The organism is Trinickia sp., assembly GCF_035492435.1.
Classification (GTDB): domain Bacteria; phylum Pseudomonadota; class Gammaproteobacteria; order Burkholderiales; family Burkholderiaceae; genus Trinickia.
On sequence record NZ_DATJJF010000125.1, the window covers coordinates 1 to 14,540 of the forward strand.

The 14,540-nt window shown below is 61.9% G+C and carries 13 protein-coding genes; 1 reads left to right on the forward strand and 12 read right to left on the reverse strand.

What is annotated here, in order from left to right; all coding sequences use genetic code 11:
* Together VL598_RS09685 and VL598_RS09690 are read right to left on the reverse strand one after the other, a co-directional pair.
* Positions 1 to 265: hypothetical protein (locus tag VL598_RS09685; protein ID WP_325326495.1), on the reverse strand; the 265-nt coding region annotated here is incomplete at its 3' end.
* A 239-nt stretch (positions 266 to 504) separates the two neighbouring features.
* Positions 505 to 981: a nitrate reductase associated protein gene (locus VL598_RS09690; protein WP_325326496.1), complete on the reverse strand. Its 477-nt coding sequence runs from the start codon at positions 979 to 981 to the stop codon at positions 505 to 507.
* Between the two features lie 190 nt (positions 982 to 1,171).
* Here VL598_RS09690 and fdhD point away from each other — a divergent pair, with 190 nt between their 5' ends.
* Complete coding sequence (gene fdhD / locus VL598_RS09695; protein WP_325326497.1) at positions 1,172 to 2,002, forward strand: formate dehydrogenase accessory sulfurtransferase FdhD; 831 nt, start codon at positions 1,172 to 1,174, stop codon at positions 2,000 to 2,002.
* 147 nt (positions 2,003 to 2,149) lie between these two features.
* Here fdhD and VL598_RS09700 read toward each other — a convergent pair whose 3' ends face one another.
* The 10 genes from VL598_RS09700 to VL598_RS09745 all read right to left on the reverse strand — a co-directional run bounded on the left by VL598_RS09700 (position 2,150) and on the right by VL598_RS09745 (position 14,477).
* Complete coding sequence (locus VL598_RS09700; protein ID WP_325326498.1) at positions 2,150 to 2,920, reverse strand: enoyl-CoA hydratase; 771 nt, start codon at positions 2,918 to 2,920, stop codon at positions 2,150 to 2,152.
* An 89-nt stretch (positions 2,921 to 3,009) separates the two neighbouring features.
* On the reverse strand, positions 3,010 to 4,209 hold the full coding sequence (locus tag VL598_RS09705; RefSeq protein ID WP_325326499.1) for an acetyl-CoA C-acyltransferase: 1,200 nt from the start codon (positions 4,207 to 4,209) through the stop codon (positions 3,010 to 3,012).
* A gap of 95 nt (positions 4,210 to 4,304) precedes the next feature.
* On the reverse strand, positions 4,305 to 6,743 hold the full coding sequence (locus VL598_RS09710) for a 3-hydroxyacyl-CoA dehydrogenase/enoyl-CoA hydratase family protein (RefSeq protein ID WP_325326500.1): 2,439 nt from the start codon (positions 6,741 to 6,743) through the stop codon (positions 4,305 to 4,307).
* Between the two features lie 142 nt (positions 6,744 to 6,885).
* A complete protein-coding gene (locus tag VL598_RS09715) occupies positions 6,886 to 8,673 on the reverse strand; it encodes an acyl-CoA dehydrogenase C-terminal domain-containing protein (protein WP_325326501.1) in 1,788 nt (595 codons plus the stop codon).
* Positions 8,674 to 8,736: 63 nt separating this feature from the next.
* On the reverse strand, positions 8,737 to 9,336 hold the full coding sequence (locus tag VL598_RS09720) for a TetR/AcrR family transcriptional regulator (RefSeq protein ID WP_325326502.1): 600 nt from the start codon (positions 9,334 to 9,336) through the stop codon (positions 8,737 to 8,739).
* A 609-nt stretch (positions 9,337 to 9,945) separates the two neighbouring features.
* Complete coding sequence (nudB, locus tag VL598_RS09725; RefSeq protein WP_325326503.1) at positions 9,946 to 10,422, reverse strand: dihydroneopterin triphosphate diphosphatase; 477 nt, start codon at positions 10,420 to 10,422, stop codon at positions 9,946 to 9,948.
* A 92-nt stretch (positions 10,423 to 10,514) separates the two neighbouring features.
* Positions 10,515 to 12,317 carry an aspartate--tRNA ligase gene (gene aspS / locus VL598_RS09730; RefSeq protein WP_325326504.1) on the reverse strand — a complete coding sequence of 601 codons (1,803 nt, stop codon included), beginning with the start codon at positions 12,315 to 12,317 and terminating at the stop codon, positions 10,515 to 10,517.
* 55 nt (positions 12,318 to 12,372) lie between these two features.
* Positions 12,373 to 13,023, reverse strand: a complete 651-nt coding sequence (locus VL598_RS09735; protein ID WP_325326505.1) for a DUF502 domain-containing protein — start codon at positions 13,021 to 13,023, stop codon at positions 12,373 to 12,375.
* Between the two features lie 128 nt (positions 13,024 to 13,151).
* Entirely contained in the window at positions 13,152 to 13,487 is a 336-nt protein-coding gene (locus VL598_RS09740; protein WP_325326506.1) for an FmdB family zinc ribbon protein, read from the reverse strand.
* 324 nt (positions 13,488 to 13,811) lie between these two features.
* Positions 13,812 to 14,477: a methyltransferase domain-containing protein gene (locus VL598_RS09745; RefSeq protein ID WP_325326507.1), complete on the reverse strand. Its 666-nt coding sequence runs from the start codon at positions 14,475 to 14,477 to the stop codon at positions 13,812 to 13,814.
* Between the last annotated feature and the right edge of the window lie 63 nt (positions 14,478 to 14,540).

Sequence of the window (14,540 nt, forward strand, 5' to 3'; positions counted from 1 at the left end):
GCGCCAGCGTCACTGCCTGACCGGCGGCGAGCATGCTTGGCACCGGTACCCCATTCAGTCCAAAGCGGCCCAGTGCCTCGAGGCCGTCCGTGAGCGCTCCGCGATAAGCGTCGAGATCGCCCATCATGTTCATCGACTGCAATGACCGCGCACTCGTCGCACGCTCGACGCGGATCTGCGTGTACGCGACGAGTGCGTTTGCGCCAATTGCGGCCGCCACGACTGCAAGATTGATCAGGAGTCGCTTAGAGAAAGAAGATGTCATGAATCTCGAACGTCTGTCGCGCCACGGGACGGTGCACTCCTCACACCGGTTGCCGCCCAGTCGGTCAGGAGTGCAGATAAGAGGGGATGGCCCTCCGATGGTTAACGGCAGCCGGATTGTAAGATTGAGTGCCCGTTCGAAAAAGCAGACAATTTAAATCATGAGGCGAGAAGCGCTGAGTTGCGCCCAACCCTCGGCCAGCGCGCAATCTGCCTTAGACAAAACGCTATGGCGACCGATCAGCCGACGAGCCCGAATTCCTTCATTGCGGGCACGAAATCGTGATTGCCCTGCGGTTTGCGTGAAAGCTTCGCCAGGATGTAGCGCTTGAACGGAGCAAGTTGCGCCCAGCGCTCGGCAGCCGGTACGGTCAGACCAGCAATACCGCACTGATGTGCAACGGCGTCCGGCACCGCACGGGTGTCGCGCCACGCCGGTTCGACGTCAGGCGCAAACCACTCGGGCTCCACGCCCGCGTGCGTGCGCATCATTTCAAACAGCGCATGATCAAAGTTCGGCTCGATCGCGGTATCGTCGTCGACGGGAAAACGCGCAAGCAGCACTCGGTCCGCATAGGGCAACAGCAGCCATTGCGCGAGCGAAATGCGCAGTCCAAAACGATCGAGATTAAAGCGCACCGACATCGGAATGAACTTGAAATCCTCCGACGATACAACTTCGAAATCAAATAGCAGCGGGGCTTCAAGCAGTCCCATGACAATGTCTCCTCGGGCTTAAAAAGTCGCATTTCGGCAAATGCGGCTTGCTTCGGGTATTTTAGAACCTTTGTGCGGCACGGCACGATGCGGCGGCGCCGCAGCGCGCGCATCGTCCATGCCAGCGGCACAGCTTGCACGCGGCCTCTCGCCACGAGCTGAGCCGCTTGACCTGAGCGAAGGAGTCCTCTTGAACGAACCGTTGGATTACGCCGAACAGCCCGGCGCTGTTGAGCTTAAGGTGCACCGGCACCGTGGCGGCACCGTCGAAACAATCGCCGACAGCATCGGTCAGGAATGGCCCATCGCACTCGTTTTCAACGGCATTTCGCACGCAGTGATGATGTGCACGCCGCGCGACCTCGAAGCGTTTGCCGTGGGGTTCGCGATTTCCGAAGGCATCGTCGAGCGCGGCAGCGACATTCATGACATCGAGGTGACAACACACCCGGATGGCGCGCCGATTCCCTATGCTCAAGTCGATCTGACCGTCGTGCAGCAAGCCTTCGTCGCGCTCAAGGAAAAACGGCGGGCGCTCTCGGGACGTACCGGCTGCGGCGTATGCGGCATCGAAAGCATCGATCTGCTCGATCTGGCCCCCGAGCGCGTCCCGGACACCGGTTTTTTTGCACGCCTCGCCCCGGATGCGATTGCACGCGCTGCGCGCGCATTGCCCGAGCATCAGGCACTCACCAAACTCACTGGCGGCCTGCACGCCGCCGCATGGTGCGCCGCCGATGGGACGATTCGTCGCACGTTCGAAGATGTCGGACGCCATAACGCGCTCGACAAGCTCATCGGCCAACTTATCCTCGATCGGGCTGATCCGACCGACGGCTTCGTTTTCCTCTCGAGCCGTGCGAGCTACGAGCTCGTACGCAAGGCGGCGCGCGTAGGCATTCCGATGGTAGCGACGATATCGGCGCCCTCAACGCTTGCCATCACAATCGCCCGCCAAGCCGGAATCCGGTTGCTCAGCTTTTGTCGCGAAGCCGGATACGTGGATTACGGGACCTTATAGGGATCGCTTACGGCCCCGCATGGACGGCCCGAGCCCCCGTGGCTCGAAGACTCGGCTCATTGCCCGCACCATGGCGGACCACCGCGCAGCGGCATGCTGTCGAGGGCAGTCAGCCGAAAACGCAAGCATGCCCGATCGACAGGACGGCTAATCGAACTGTCTGAAGTCCGGCTTGCGCTTTTGGAAGAAGGCGGTCATCGCCTCACGCGCTTCAGGTGCAAGCAGCATCTTGCCGAAGTGAGCGACCTCCTCCTCGATGCGTTCGGCGACTTCCTGTTCGCCCGCGCGGCGCATCAGCATCTTCGTCACGCGCAACGACGAAGCAGGCAGCGCCGCAAGTTTGGCCGCCTGCGCAAACGCGAACGCGTCCACGTCTTGCGCAGGCAACAGGCGGTTGACGATGCCCATGCGATGCGCCTCATGCGCGTCGAATGCCTCGCCGAGCAGCAGTTTTTCCGCCGCCAGCGCGTAGCCGGCAATGCGCGGTAACAGCAGGCTCGAAGCAGCTTCGGGGCACAGCGCGAGTTGCGTGAACGGCAGCGAAAACGTCGCCGAATCGGCCGCGTAGACGAGATCGCAATGCAGCAGCAGCGTTGTTCCGATGCCAACGGCAACGCCTGCCACCGATGCCACCAGCGGCTTTTGGGCCGTACTGATGCTGCGCAGAAACTGCAGCACCGGCGCATGTTCGCCCGTCGGGGGCGCCTTCATGAAGTCATCGAGATCGTTGCCCGCGCTGAATACCCCCGCACTACCGCGTATGACGATCGCGCGCACGCCGGGATCGTCGTGCGCCTGGGCCAGGGCGTCCGTCATGGCTTGATACATGGCGGACGTTATCGCATTCTTCTTGTCCGGGCGGTTGAAAGCGATCGTCAAGACGCCTTCGGCTCGCTCGAGCAGAATCTCATTCGTCACTTACGGGCTCCCGATAGAGACGGGTTCGCAGGCCGCCCACGGTCGGGGGATTTAAGCCGGCGAACCCTGAAAAGACACGCTCTTCCCGATCACAGGCGCTCAATAATGCCCGCGGCGCCCATTCCGGTGCCGACGCACATCGTCACCATGCCGTACTTCAAGTTGCGACGACGCAAACCGTGCACCACCGTCGCCGCGCGAATCGCGCCCGTCGCACCGAGCGGATGCCCAAGCGCAATCGCACCGCCCAGCGGATTCACCTTCGCCGGATCGAGTCCGAGCTCGCGAATCACGGCGAGCGCCTGAGCCGCGAACGCTTCGTTGAGCTCAATCCAGTCGAGGTCGTCCTGCCTGAGGCCCGCCGCCTTGAGGGCCGCAGGAATGGCTTCTTTCGGCCCGATCCCCATGACTTCCGGCGGCACGCCGCGCACTGCGAAGCTGACAAAACGCGCAAGCGGCGTCAGGTTGAACTGCTTGAGGATCTTTTCGGAGACGACGATAAGCGCACCTGCGCCGTCCGACATTTGCGAGCTGTTGCCGGCGGTGACGGTCCCCTTGTTCATGAAGACGGGCTTGAGCTTCTGAAGCCCTTCGAGCGATGCATCGCGCCGCGGCCCTTCGTCTAGCGCAAGTTCGCGCTTGCCTACGGACACCTCGCCCGTGGCCAGATCGGGAAAGCGTTCCACGATCGCAAGCGGCGCGATTTCGTCTTTGAACTCGCCCGCCTTTTGCGCCGCGATGGCCTTCTCGTGCGATTCGAGGGAGAAGCGGTCCTGATCGTCGCGGCTCACCTTCCAGCGCTCGGCGACACGCTCAGCCGTCAGCCCCATTCCGTAGGCGATCCCGTAGTTTTCATCGCGCTCGAAGATGTGCGGCGACATCGATGGTGTGTTGCCCATCATCGGCACCATGCTCATCGATTCGCAGCCGCCTGCGATCATGGCATCGGCCTCACCGACGCGGATGCGATCGGCCGCCATCGCGAGCGCAGTCACACCCGATGCGCAGAAGCGGTTGACCGTCACACCGCCGACCGACTGCGGCAAGCCCGCCAAGAGCGCACCGATGCGCGCGACGTTGAGCCCTTGCTCAGCCTCAGGGATGGCGCAGCCGACGATCGCATCCTCGATGACCGTCGTATCGAGTGCCGGCACCTGGGCGACGGCCGACCGAATAGCGTGGACGAGCAACTCGTCCGGGCGCGTGTTTTTGAACGCGCCGCGTGGCGCCTTGCCGATCGGCGTGCGACTCGCGGCGATGATGTATGCGTCTTGCAGCTGTTTGCTCATATGCAGCTCCTGAATGCAAGTGCCTTCGCAAGGAGCGCCTGCCCGTGCTTACGGTGCTTCCGGCGCGTCCTTGCCCCTCGATACGAGGGCGAGTGTTAGTTGCGTACGGGCTTGCCGGTTTGCAGCAGGCCCATGATTCGCTCCTGCGTCTTTTGCGTGCCAAGCAACTCGACGAATGCGCGACGCTCGAGGGCGAGGAGCCACGTCTCGTCGACGAGGCTGCCCGCCTCCACATCGCCACCGCAGATGACCTCGGCGATACGCGAAGCGATGAGGTAATCGTGAGCGCTGATAAAGTTGCCGTCGCGCATATTGACGAGTTGCGCCTTGATCGTGGAGATCGCCGAGCGCCCCGCGACACGAATGCCCGACGCGCGCAGCGGGGGACGATAGCCCGCTTCGGCCAGTGCGCGCGCTTCTTTCTTCGCCGTATGGAGCAGCTCGAACACGTTGAAGACGACGGTGTCCGATGGTTTCAAATAGCCCATCGCACGCGCTTCGTGCGCGGAGCCCGAGACTTTCGCCATCGCCGCGTTTTCGAACGGCTTCGTCAGAAACTTGAGCAGCTCGCCGTTCGATGCCCCGACGGCGTCAGCAACCTCGGCCGCGCGCAACGCCGCTTCCTTCAAGCCACCGCCGGCCGGCAGCAGACCGACACCGATTTCCACCAAGCCAATATAGCTTTCGACGTGCGTGACACGCTTGGCGCTATGGAGCATGAGCTCGCAGCCGCCACCGAGCGCAATGCCCGACACCGCCGTAACAACAGGCACGTTCGCATATTTGACACGCATCATCGTCTGCTGGAACTTCTCGACGAACGGTCCGATACCCTTCGCGCCGCCCATCATGAACGCGGGCATGGCTTCTTCGAGATTGGCGCCAGCTGAGAACGGACCGCCCGGCGTGCCGAGTGTCAGCGACGTCGGTTGCCAGATCACGACCGCCTTGTAATCGCGCTCCGCGAGATCGATGGCTTGCGTCAGGCTGTCGAGAAGGCTCGGCCCCATCGTGTTCATCTTGCTTTTGAACGAGACGATCACGACATCACCCTCGCCGGCACGATCGTCGACCCACGCGCGCAGCACATCGTTCTCGATCAGCGTCTTGCCGAAGGCTCTGGGATTGCGCCCCGTCTCGCCGACGAGCGGTGCACGGAAAACTTGCTTTTCGTAGACGCGCAGGCTCGAGCGCGGCACGAACGCGCTCGCTGCCGGCGACCACGACCCTTCGTCCGTATGAACCCCGCCCTTCTTTGCTACCTCGCCCTCGAACACCCACGCAGGCAGCGGCGCATTCGATAGCGCCTTGCCCGCCTCGATATCGTCACGCACCCATTCGGCCACCTGCTTCCAGCCTGCGGCCTGCCATCCTTCGAAGGGTCCTTCGCTCCAGCCAAAGCCCCACCGTATTGCGAGATCGACATCGCGTGCGTTGTCGGCGATCGACTCGAGATGCACGGCAATGTAATGGAAGACGTCGCGGAAAATGGCCCAGAGGAATTGCGCTTGCGGGTGCTCCGTTTCGCGCAGCAGCTTCAGGCGCTCAGCCGGCGGGCGCTTCAGGATGCGGCCAACGAGCTCATCGACCTTCGCACCGCTTTCGACGTACTCGCTCGACGTCGGGGCGAGCACCTTGATTGCCTTGCCTTCCTTGCGGTAGAAGCCGCCGCCGGTCTTCTGGCCGAGCGCACCCTTTTGCACGAGCGAGGCCAGTACGGCGGGCGTCTCATACACGGGGAAGAACGGATCGTCGGCGAGGTTGTCCTGCATCGTCTTGATGACGTGCGCCATGGTGTCGAGGCCGACCACATCAGCTGTGCGGAACGTCGCCGATTTGGCGCGGCCAAGGCGTACGCCCGTCAAATCGTCGACTTCATCGAAGCGCAGCCCGTACTTCTCGGCCTCCTTCATAACGGCCAGGATCGAAAAGATGCCGACTCGGTTCGCGATGAAGTTCGGTGTGTCCTTTGCGCGCACGACACCCTTGCCGACGGCGCTCGTCAGGAACGTTTCGAGATCGTCCAAGATTTGCGCGTGGGTGGTAGTCGTCGGAATCAGCTCGACGAGATGCATATAGCGCGGCGGATTGAAGAAATGCACGCCGCAAAAGCGCGACTTCAGCTCATCCGGAAATCCTTCGGACAACTGAGTAATTGAAAGACCCGACGTATTCGTCGCAAAGATCGCGTGGGCAGCGAGATGCGGCGCAACCTTCTGGTAGAGGTCATGCTTCCAGTCCATGCGCTCGGCGATCGCCTCGATGACAAGATCGCATTCGGCAAGCCGCGCGATATCGTCCTCGTAGTTCGCGGGCTCGATGTAGCGCGCGTCGTCCTTTACGCCAAGCGGGGCCGGCGATAGCTTCTTCAGATTCTCGATCGCCTTTGCCGCGATGGCGTTTTTCGGACCTTCCTTGGCCGGCAAGTCGAAGAGCAGCACCGGCACCTTGGCGTTGACGAGGTGCGCGGCGATTTGCGCGCCCATCACGCCGGCGCCGAGCACGGCCACCTTGCGAATGATCAGATTGCTCACGTCTATTCTCCGTGGGAGTCATGCTGTCCGGCTCGTCGCGCGTCCGGTTGCGAACGGACGCGCTCCGAGCGACGGTCGTCTGAAGAATGCGGGCGCCGTCGCCATTCGGTCGATCGTGCGGCGGGCCTCGCTTGGGCGTCGCTCAGAACAATGCTTCATCCATCTCCATCAGCGGCTTCGCACCCGCGCGTGCCATGCGAATGGTCGCGGCCGTCTCGGGCAACAGCTTCGCGAAGTAAAAACGCGCCGTGGCGAGCTTCGACTGGTAGAACGGATCACCCGACGCTTGTTTGTCGAGCGCGATACGTGCCATGCGTGCCCAGAAATACGAGAAGACGAGATGGCCTACGGTACGCAAATAGGGCACGGCGGCCGCACCGACTTCGTCGGGGTTTTGCATGGCCTTCATGCCAATTTCCATCGTCAGCTTCTGCACCTTCTCGCCAATGTCGGCGAGAGGGTTGACGAACTCCTGCATCTCGGGCTTCACGCCCTCCTGCTCGATAAAGTCCGTCACGAGCTTGCCGAACTTCTTCAGCTTTGCGCCCATATCGGACAGCACTTTGCGGCCGAGCAGATCGAGCGCCTGCACGGCATTCGTACCTTCGTAGATCATGTTGATGCGCGCATCGCGCACATATTGCTCGACGCCCCATTCGGCAATGTAGCCATGACCGCCGTACACTTGCAGCGCATGATTCGTGCATTCAAAGGCGTTGTCCGTCAGGAAGGCTTTGAGCACCGGCGTCAGCAATGCGACGAGATCGGCCGCTTCCCTGCGCACGGCTTCGCTTTCGTGAGAAAGCTCGCGATCGATCTGCAATGCAGCCCAATAGGAAAACGCGCGCGCGCCCTCGGCATAGGCCTTCTGCGTGAGCAGGAGGCGCCGCACGTCCGGGTGAACGATGATCGGATCGGCCGGCTTATCCGGCGCTTTCGGGCCTGTCAGCGAGCGCATCTGCACGCGCTCCTTCGCATAAGCGAGCGAGTTCTGATAGGCGACTTCCGTGAGGCCTACGCCCTGCATCGCGACGCCGAGGCGCGCCGCGTTCATCATCACGAACATCGCCTGCAGCCCACGGTTCGCCTCGCCGACGAGCCAGCCGCGGGCGCCGTCGAGATTCATCACGCAAGTCGCGTTGCCGTGGATGCCCATCTTGTGCTCGATGGAGCCGCAGAAGATGGCGTTGCGCTCACCCGGCTCGCCCGCTTCAGTCGGAATGAACTTCGGCACGACGAACAGTGAAATGCCCTTCGTGCCCGCCGGCGCATCGGGCAGCCTCGCAAGAACGAGGTGAACGATGTTGTCTGCCAGATCGTGCTCGCCGCTCGAGATGAAAATCTTGGTGCCGGACAGGGCGTACGAGCCGTCGCCATTCGATTCCGCCGTGGTGCGCAGGATGCCAAGGTCCGTGCCGCAGTGGGGTTCCGTCAGGCACATCGTGCCGGTCCAGGTGCCGGCGACAAGTTTCGGCAGGTAGACCTTGCGCTGCTCGGGCGTGCCATGCGCATGGAGACACTCATAAGCACCGTGCGAAAGCCCCGGATACATGGTCCACGCCTGATTCGCCGAGTTCAGCATCTCGTAGAGCACGTTGTTGACGAATGCGGGCAAACCCTGGCCACCGTATTCGGGATCGCAAGCAAGCGCGGGCCACCCCGCTTCGACGTACTGCCGATACGCTTCCTTGAAACCCTTAGGTGTCCTGACGATTCCCTCGCCTTCGTATGTGCACCCCTCCTCGTCTCCACTCTGATTGAGCGGAAACACGACCTCCGCGCAGAACTTGCCGGCTTCCTCGATGACCTGATTGATCGTATCGGCGTCGAGATCGGCATGCTGACTCATGCCCTTGAGCTCAGCTTCGACGTCGAGCAACTCGTGCAGGACGAATTGGATGTCGCGCATCGGCGCGGTGTACTGACCCATGACTTAAGCTCCCAAAGATTGCAACGGCATCGGCGAAACGCCTCAGGCTGGCTGCCCGCCCCGCTAACGGTTTTCGGTTTGATAAGAATCGATTGTCTTTTCCAGCGCAGCCCACGTGAGACGCACGGCATCGGGCAAATGCAAAAACCGCGCGTCGTGATGCAGGCCGAGCGTCAAGCTGTAGAGCTCAAACAACATCAATTCCGGATCGGTATCCGGGCGCAGGTGCCCCTCGTGAACCGCCTGCGCGATCGCGCGCAGAAGCGCCGCGCGCCAAGTGGAAACGCTTGCCACCAACTGCTCGCGCACCGGGTTGTCGCCCCGGTCGTCATACTCGACGGCACCACTGATATAGATGCATCCCGTCATGACTTCCTGGATGCGCTTCTCGATCCAGCGGCGCAGCATCGCGCGCAAACGCGGCAGTCCGCGTGGCTCGCGCAGACTCGGAACGAACACCTCCTCCTCGAACCGGCGGTGATACTCGCGCACCACTTCCACCTGCAAGTCTTCGCGCGAGCCAAAGTGCGCAAACACGCCGCTCTTGCTCATCTGCATCCGCTCGGCCAAAAGGCCAATCGTCAGACCCTCGAGCCCGTTTCGGCTCGCTAATTCGAGCGCAGCATCGAGGATTGCGGCGCGCGTCTGTTCACCTTTTCGCATGGGCTGATACCGTTCCCGTATGACCGAACAAAAATCGAACGGCCGTACTATTATTGAACTCGGCCGTCGCCGAGACAAGAAATTTATTAGAAACCGATGTCTAACCGGGCGTCTTTCAGCGAGGCGCCCGGCACCGCTTTGTTGAAGCCGGGGTGAGCTTTTTGAAGGCCATTCGCCACCTCGACCATGAGGCGGGAAGTCCACGGGCCAATCGTAACCGCCGACAGTGAGCATCTTCATGGCCGCGCGGCAAATCAGGCACGCCGCCCAGTTCATCAGCTCCACGCCCATACCCGCCGTGACGGCATCGTTCTTTCGTATTCGTCGAAGCGCAAGGCGGCCGTCAAACGCGGCGCACAGCGTGATCGAGGCACGCAAACGCCTCGCGGCCGGCGAGCACTCGCACCTTTATGTCGCCGCGCGGGCAGCGACGCCCCATCGCCGGAGCTTGCGTCCTAGCGTGAAGTCAGGGTTGGCGGCGCGAATCTCATTGCAGGCGCGACCCATTACGACGAGGTCGCCTCATCGAACATGCGCCGATTGACGAGGTTGCCCGCGCAACGAAAGCAAGTGCCCCGACCTGCTCGATTCGAGGCGTGCGACGCCGGCTCATTCGCCCGGCGCGCGAAGGCGGTTTGGCAACTGCAGGATTGCGTCCCGGTTGGACAAGGAAAAGCAGCGCGCGGCGGCTTGCTCGTAGGGAAGCCAGAGGTAGGCAGTGTGCTCGCGTGGTGCGAGCTGGACGTCCATCCGGTACGGCACCTCGAGGCCGAACCAGTGCTCCACGTTACGTGTGACCCCTTGCGCGTAGCGATGACGCCAGACCGGATAGATCTCATACTCGATCTGCTCGCGCCAATCGATGAGAGCCGTCTCCGGAACATCGTCCCCCCCAACGACGATGCCGGTCTCCTCCGCCACTTCTCGGGCGGCCGTCACGGCGAGCGGCTCGTCGATATGGTCCTTCGAGCCCGTCACCGATTGCCAGAAGGCAGGGCGGTCGGCACGCTCGATGACGAGCACGTCAAGCTCGGGCGTATAGATGACGACGAGGACAGACTCCGGAATTTTCAGTGGCTTTTGCATGGTTCTTCAACCCTTCTGCTCCGAGATGAAAAAAGGCGCGTATGCGCCTTTCTTCATTTCAACAGGACGGCTTCGGCCGCCTCAAGCGTTGCTCACGCCTTCGGCTGCTCCGGCTGCCGCAGACGGATGTGCAACTCGCGCATCTGACGCTCATCGACGGCGCTCGGCGCTTGCGTCAGCAGACACTGTGCACGCTGCGTCTTCGGGAACGCGATCACGTCGCGGATCGAATCGGCACGCGCCATCATCGTGACGATGCGGTCAAGACCAAACGCAATGCCGCCGTGCGGGGGCGCACCATACTGCAGTGCATCGAGCAGGAAGCCAAACTTGTTGCGCGCCTCCTCGGGCCCGATGTTCAATGCACGGAACACCTTGCTTTGGACGTCCTCGCGATAAATCCGCACTGAGCCGCCACCGATTTCCCAACCGTTCAGCACCATGTCGTAGGCCTTCGCCAAGCAACGGCCCGGATCGGTTTCGAGGTACTCGAGGTGTTCGTCCTTCGGGCTCGTGAACGGGTGGTGCGCCGCCACGTAGCGCGCTTCTTCCTCGTCGTACTCGAACATCGGGAAATCGACGACCCAAAGCGGCTTCCAGCCCTGCTCGACCAGGCCGTTCGCCTTGCCGAATTCCGAATGGCCGATCTTCAGACGCAGCGCGCCAAGGCTGTCGTTGACGACCTTCAAGCGATCCGCTGCAAAGAAGATGATGTCGCCGTCCTGCGCGCCCGTGCGCTCGAGAATCGCAGCAATAGCGGCATCGTGAAGGTTCTTGACGATCGGGCTTTGCAGACCGTCACGTCCCTTGGCAACTTCGTTGACCTTGATCCAGGCGAGACCCTTCGCCCCGTAGATCCGCACGAACTCGGTGTAACCGTCGATATCGCCGCGCGTGAGCTCGCCGCCCTTCGGCACGCGCAAGGCCGCGACACGGCCATCCTTCGCATTGGCCGGTGTGCTGAAAACCTTGAACTCGACATCCTTCATCGCATCGGTGAGCTCAGTGAATTCGAGCTTCACGCGCAGGTCAGGCTTGTCCGATCCGAACCGCGCCATGGCCTCGGCGTATTGCATGACCGGGAACGTCTCGTCGAGCGATACGTCGATCGTTTCCTTGAAAACATGCCGGATCATCTTTTCGAAGAGATCGCGAATCTCCTGCTCGGAGAGGAACGACGTCTCGCAATCGATCTGCGTGAACTCCGGCTGGCGATCCGCGCGCAGGTCTTCGTCGCGGAAGCACTTCACGATCTGGTAGTAGCGATCGAAGTTCGCCACCATCAACAGTTGCTTGAACAGCTGCGGCGACTGCGGCAGAGCAAAGAACTGCCCCGCGTTGACGCGTGACGGCACGAGATAGTCGCGTGCGCCCTCAGGCGTGCTCTTGGTGAGCATCGGCGTTTCGATGTCGATGAAGCCCTGTGCGTCCAGGTATTTGCGAACTTCCATCGCGACGCGATAACGCAAACGCAGGTTGTGCTGCATCTGGGGGCGGCGCAAATCGAGCACCCGGTGCGTGAGGCGCGTCGTCTCGGAGAGATTGTCGTCGTCCAGCTGGAACGGCGGCGTGACGGATGCATTGAGCACCGTCAGTTCATGGCACAGAACCTCGATCTTGCCGCTTTTCAGGCCCGCGTTGATCGTGCCTTCCGGACGGTTGCGCACAACGCCCACCACGCGAACGCAAAACTCGTTGCGCACGCCCTCAGCCATCCTGAACATCTCGGGCCGATCCGGATCGCACACGACCTGCACAAGCCCCTCGCGATCGCGCAAGTCGATGAAGATGACGCCGCCATGGTCGCGCCGGCGTTGCACCCATCCGCACAGCGCGACGGTTTGGCCCAGCAGGTGTTCGGTCACCAGACCGCAGTATTCAGATCTCATCGACATGATGTTCGTCTATCGTTTGCATGAATGAGCGAAACGCCTAACGGCGCGCTCGGCATTAAAGAGGCGGCTCGACGGGGTGCCGCGCCGGTGTGACCGGAAGCGGCGGCGCCGGGGCGACCACGCCCATCGAGACGATGTACTTGAGGGCGGCATCGACAGTCATGTCGAGCTCGATCACCTCGCTTTTCGGCACCATCAGGAAGAAGCCCGATGTCGGGTTCGGCGTCGTCGGCACGTAGACACTCACGCAATCTTCCTGCAGATGATTGACGACGTCGCCACCCGGCACCCCCGTCAGAAACCCGATCGTGTATGAGCCCCGCCGCGGGTACTCGATCAGTAGCGCCTTGCGAAACGCATTGCCGTTGCTGGAGAACAGCGTGTCGGACACCTGCTTCACACTCGTATAGAGCGGCCCGACGATCGGAATGTGCCGCACGATGGCATCCCACCACGTGACGAGCTTCTGGCCGATGAAGTTCTGCGTGAAAAGGCCGACCACGAAGACGAAGGCGAGCGTCAGCAGCGCGCCGACCCCGGGAAGATGAAACCCGACAAGCTTCTCGGGCTGCCAGGAAGCCGGCAGCAACAGCAGCGTCTGGTCCATCGTACCGATAATGAGCCCCAGCACCCAGAGCGTGACGGCCAGGGGCACGATTACAAGCAGACCGGTGAGGAACACGGATTTGAGCGTCGTCTTCTTCATGTGTACCGCCAGAAAACCGCAAGAAAAGTTTGGCGTGGCTGCTCGCGCGCTCTAGCGGGGCGACCCATAATGGCGTCCGCAGGAGGTACTCGCCGACGTGCCGGCCGCCAGGTCCCAGAGCTGCGCGCTTATGCGTCGGATGAGCTTGTCGTCGCAGCCGGCGTCGAGCTGGCCGTGCTCGTGGACGTCTCGGTCGCCGACGACGGTTTCGACTCGCCGGTTTCCTTCTTGCCGGTTGCCGTGGCGGCCGCACCGCCGCTATTGGCACCGCCGCCATTGGACCCACCACGGAAATCGGTGACGTACCAGCCAGAACCCTTTAATTGAAAGCCCGCGGCCGTAACCTGCTTGCGAAACGTGTCGCCCTGGCATTCGGGGCATTTTGTCAGCGGCGCATCGCTAATCTTCTGAAGTACGTCTTTCGCAAAGCCGCACGATTCGCAACGATAAGCGTAGATCGGCATGATTCCTTTCCCGACAATTCCAACGAAAACGGCACAAAGCCTAAAAAACGCTGAATTATAGCCGTAATCGGCCGCAGCCCGGATTGCTCAGGCGGTGAGGCATCGACTGATGCGGGTGGCTCTCTCGAAATAGAGAGCTGGGCCGTCACAGTCGAGTCTCGTTGCCGATGACACTCGCGGCGATGCGCAGCTTATGTCGACGGCGCAATTGCAAGACAAACCGGCTCTAAACGTCTTTCGAACCGGTTTATCCGGAGGGAGGCGTCCGGCAGCAGTTCAACATCCGCATTTGGCCGCCGACTGATCCTGATGAGATTGGCCCCGCTAGCGGCGGCACCATGTCAGCCAGCGTTCACGCCCTGCGAAAACGGGCAGCGAATCGTCGACGGCCTCGTCTTCGATGAGGTCGAAGTACGGGGCACAAAGCGCTGCAAGCTCGGGGCGCGCGATCCCGAACGGAGGCCCCTTGTCAGCCTCACCAAAATAGAAAAACCCGGCAAGGAGCCCACCCGGCACCAGCAAATCCGCCATGCGCGCCACATACTCACGCCGGCGCGCGGGCGGCAATGCACAGAAGAACGCCCGCTCGTAAATCCATCCAGGGTCGAATGGCGGCCGATAAGTGAAGAAATCCGCCTGCTCGACCAACGGCGCCAATGCGCCAAGCTGATCGCGCGCCGCCGCGACAGCGGCCATCGAAAAGTCGATCGCCCTCACAGTCCAACCGTTTTGCGCAAGCCACAGCGCCTCGTGCGCGCTGCCACAACCGGGAATCAGGACAGGCCGTCTTTGCGTGCGCGACGCGAACCTGCGAAAAGCGCCTTGCACGCCGCCTCGATCCCAGGGCGTGTGCTTCTGCCGGAAATGCTCGTCCCAGAACTCGGGCGTTCCGGAATCACGTGTTGACAAAGGTGCATCGGCAGGCGACGGCTTCCGAAGCTCCGACGACTCACTCGCTGCAGCGGAACCCTTCTTGGTCGGCTCGTTCATCACCCTTCCTCCAAGCTCCACCGCGCACTTTGCGCGAAGTTGCGTCACAACGCGGCCAACGTC

Bases quoted from the DNA above. Each gene is read 5' to 3' on its own strand.
- VL598_RS09705 (WP_325326499.1), bottom strand. From the start codon at position 4,209: ATGAGCAAACAGCTGCAAGACGCATACATCATCGCCGCGAGTCGCACG.
- VL598_RS09690 (WP_325326496.1), bottom strand. From the start codon at position 981: ATGGGACTGCTTGAAGCCCCGCTGCTATTTGATTTCGAAGTTGTATCG.
- VL598_RS09715 (WP_325326501.1), bottom strand. From the start codon at position 8,673: ATGGGTCAGTACACCGCGCCGATGCGCGACATCCAATTCGTCCTGCAC.
- VL598_RS09745 (WP_325326507.1), bottom strand. From the start codon at position 14,477: ATGAACGAGCCGACCAAGAAGGGTTCCGCTGCAGCGAGTGAGTCGTCG.
- nudB (WP_325326503.1), bottom strand. From the start codon at position 10,422: ATGCAAAAGCCACTGAAAATTCCGGAGTCTGTCCTCGTCGTCATCTAT.
- aspS (WP_325326504.1), bottom strand. From the start codon at position 12,317: ATGTCGATGAGATCTGAATACTGCGGTCTGGTGACCGAACACCTGCTG.
- VL598_RS09720 (WP_325326502.1), bottom strand. From the start codon at position 9,336: ATGCGAAAAGGTGAACAGACGCGCGCCGCAATCCTCGATGCTGCGCTC.
- VL598_RS09735 (WP_325326505.1), bottom strand. From the start codon at position 13,023: ATGAAGAAGACGACGCTCAAATCCGTGTTCCTCACCGGTCTGCTTGTA.
- VL598_RS09740 (WP_325326506.1), bottom strand. From the start codon at position 13,487: ATGCCGATCTACGCTTATCGTTGCGAATCGTGCGGCTTTGCGAAAGAC.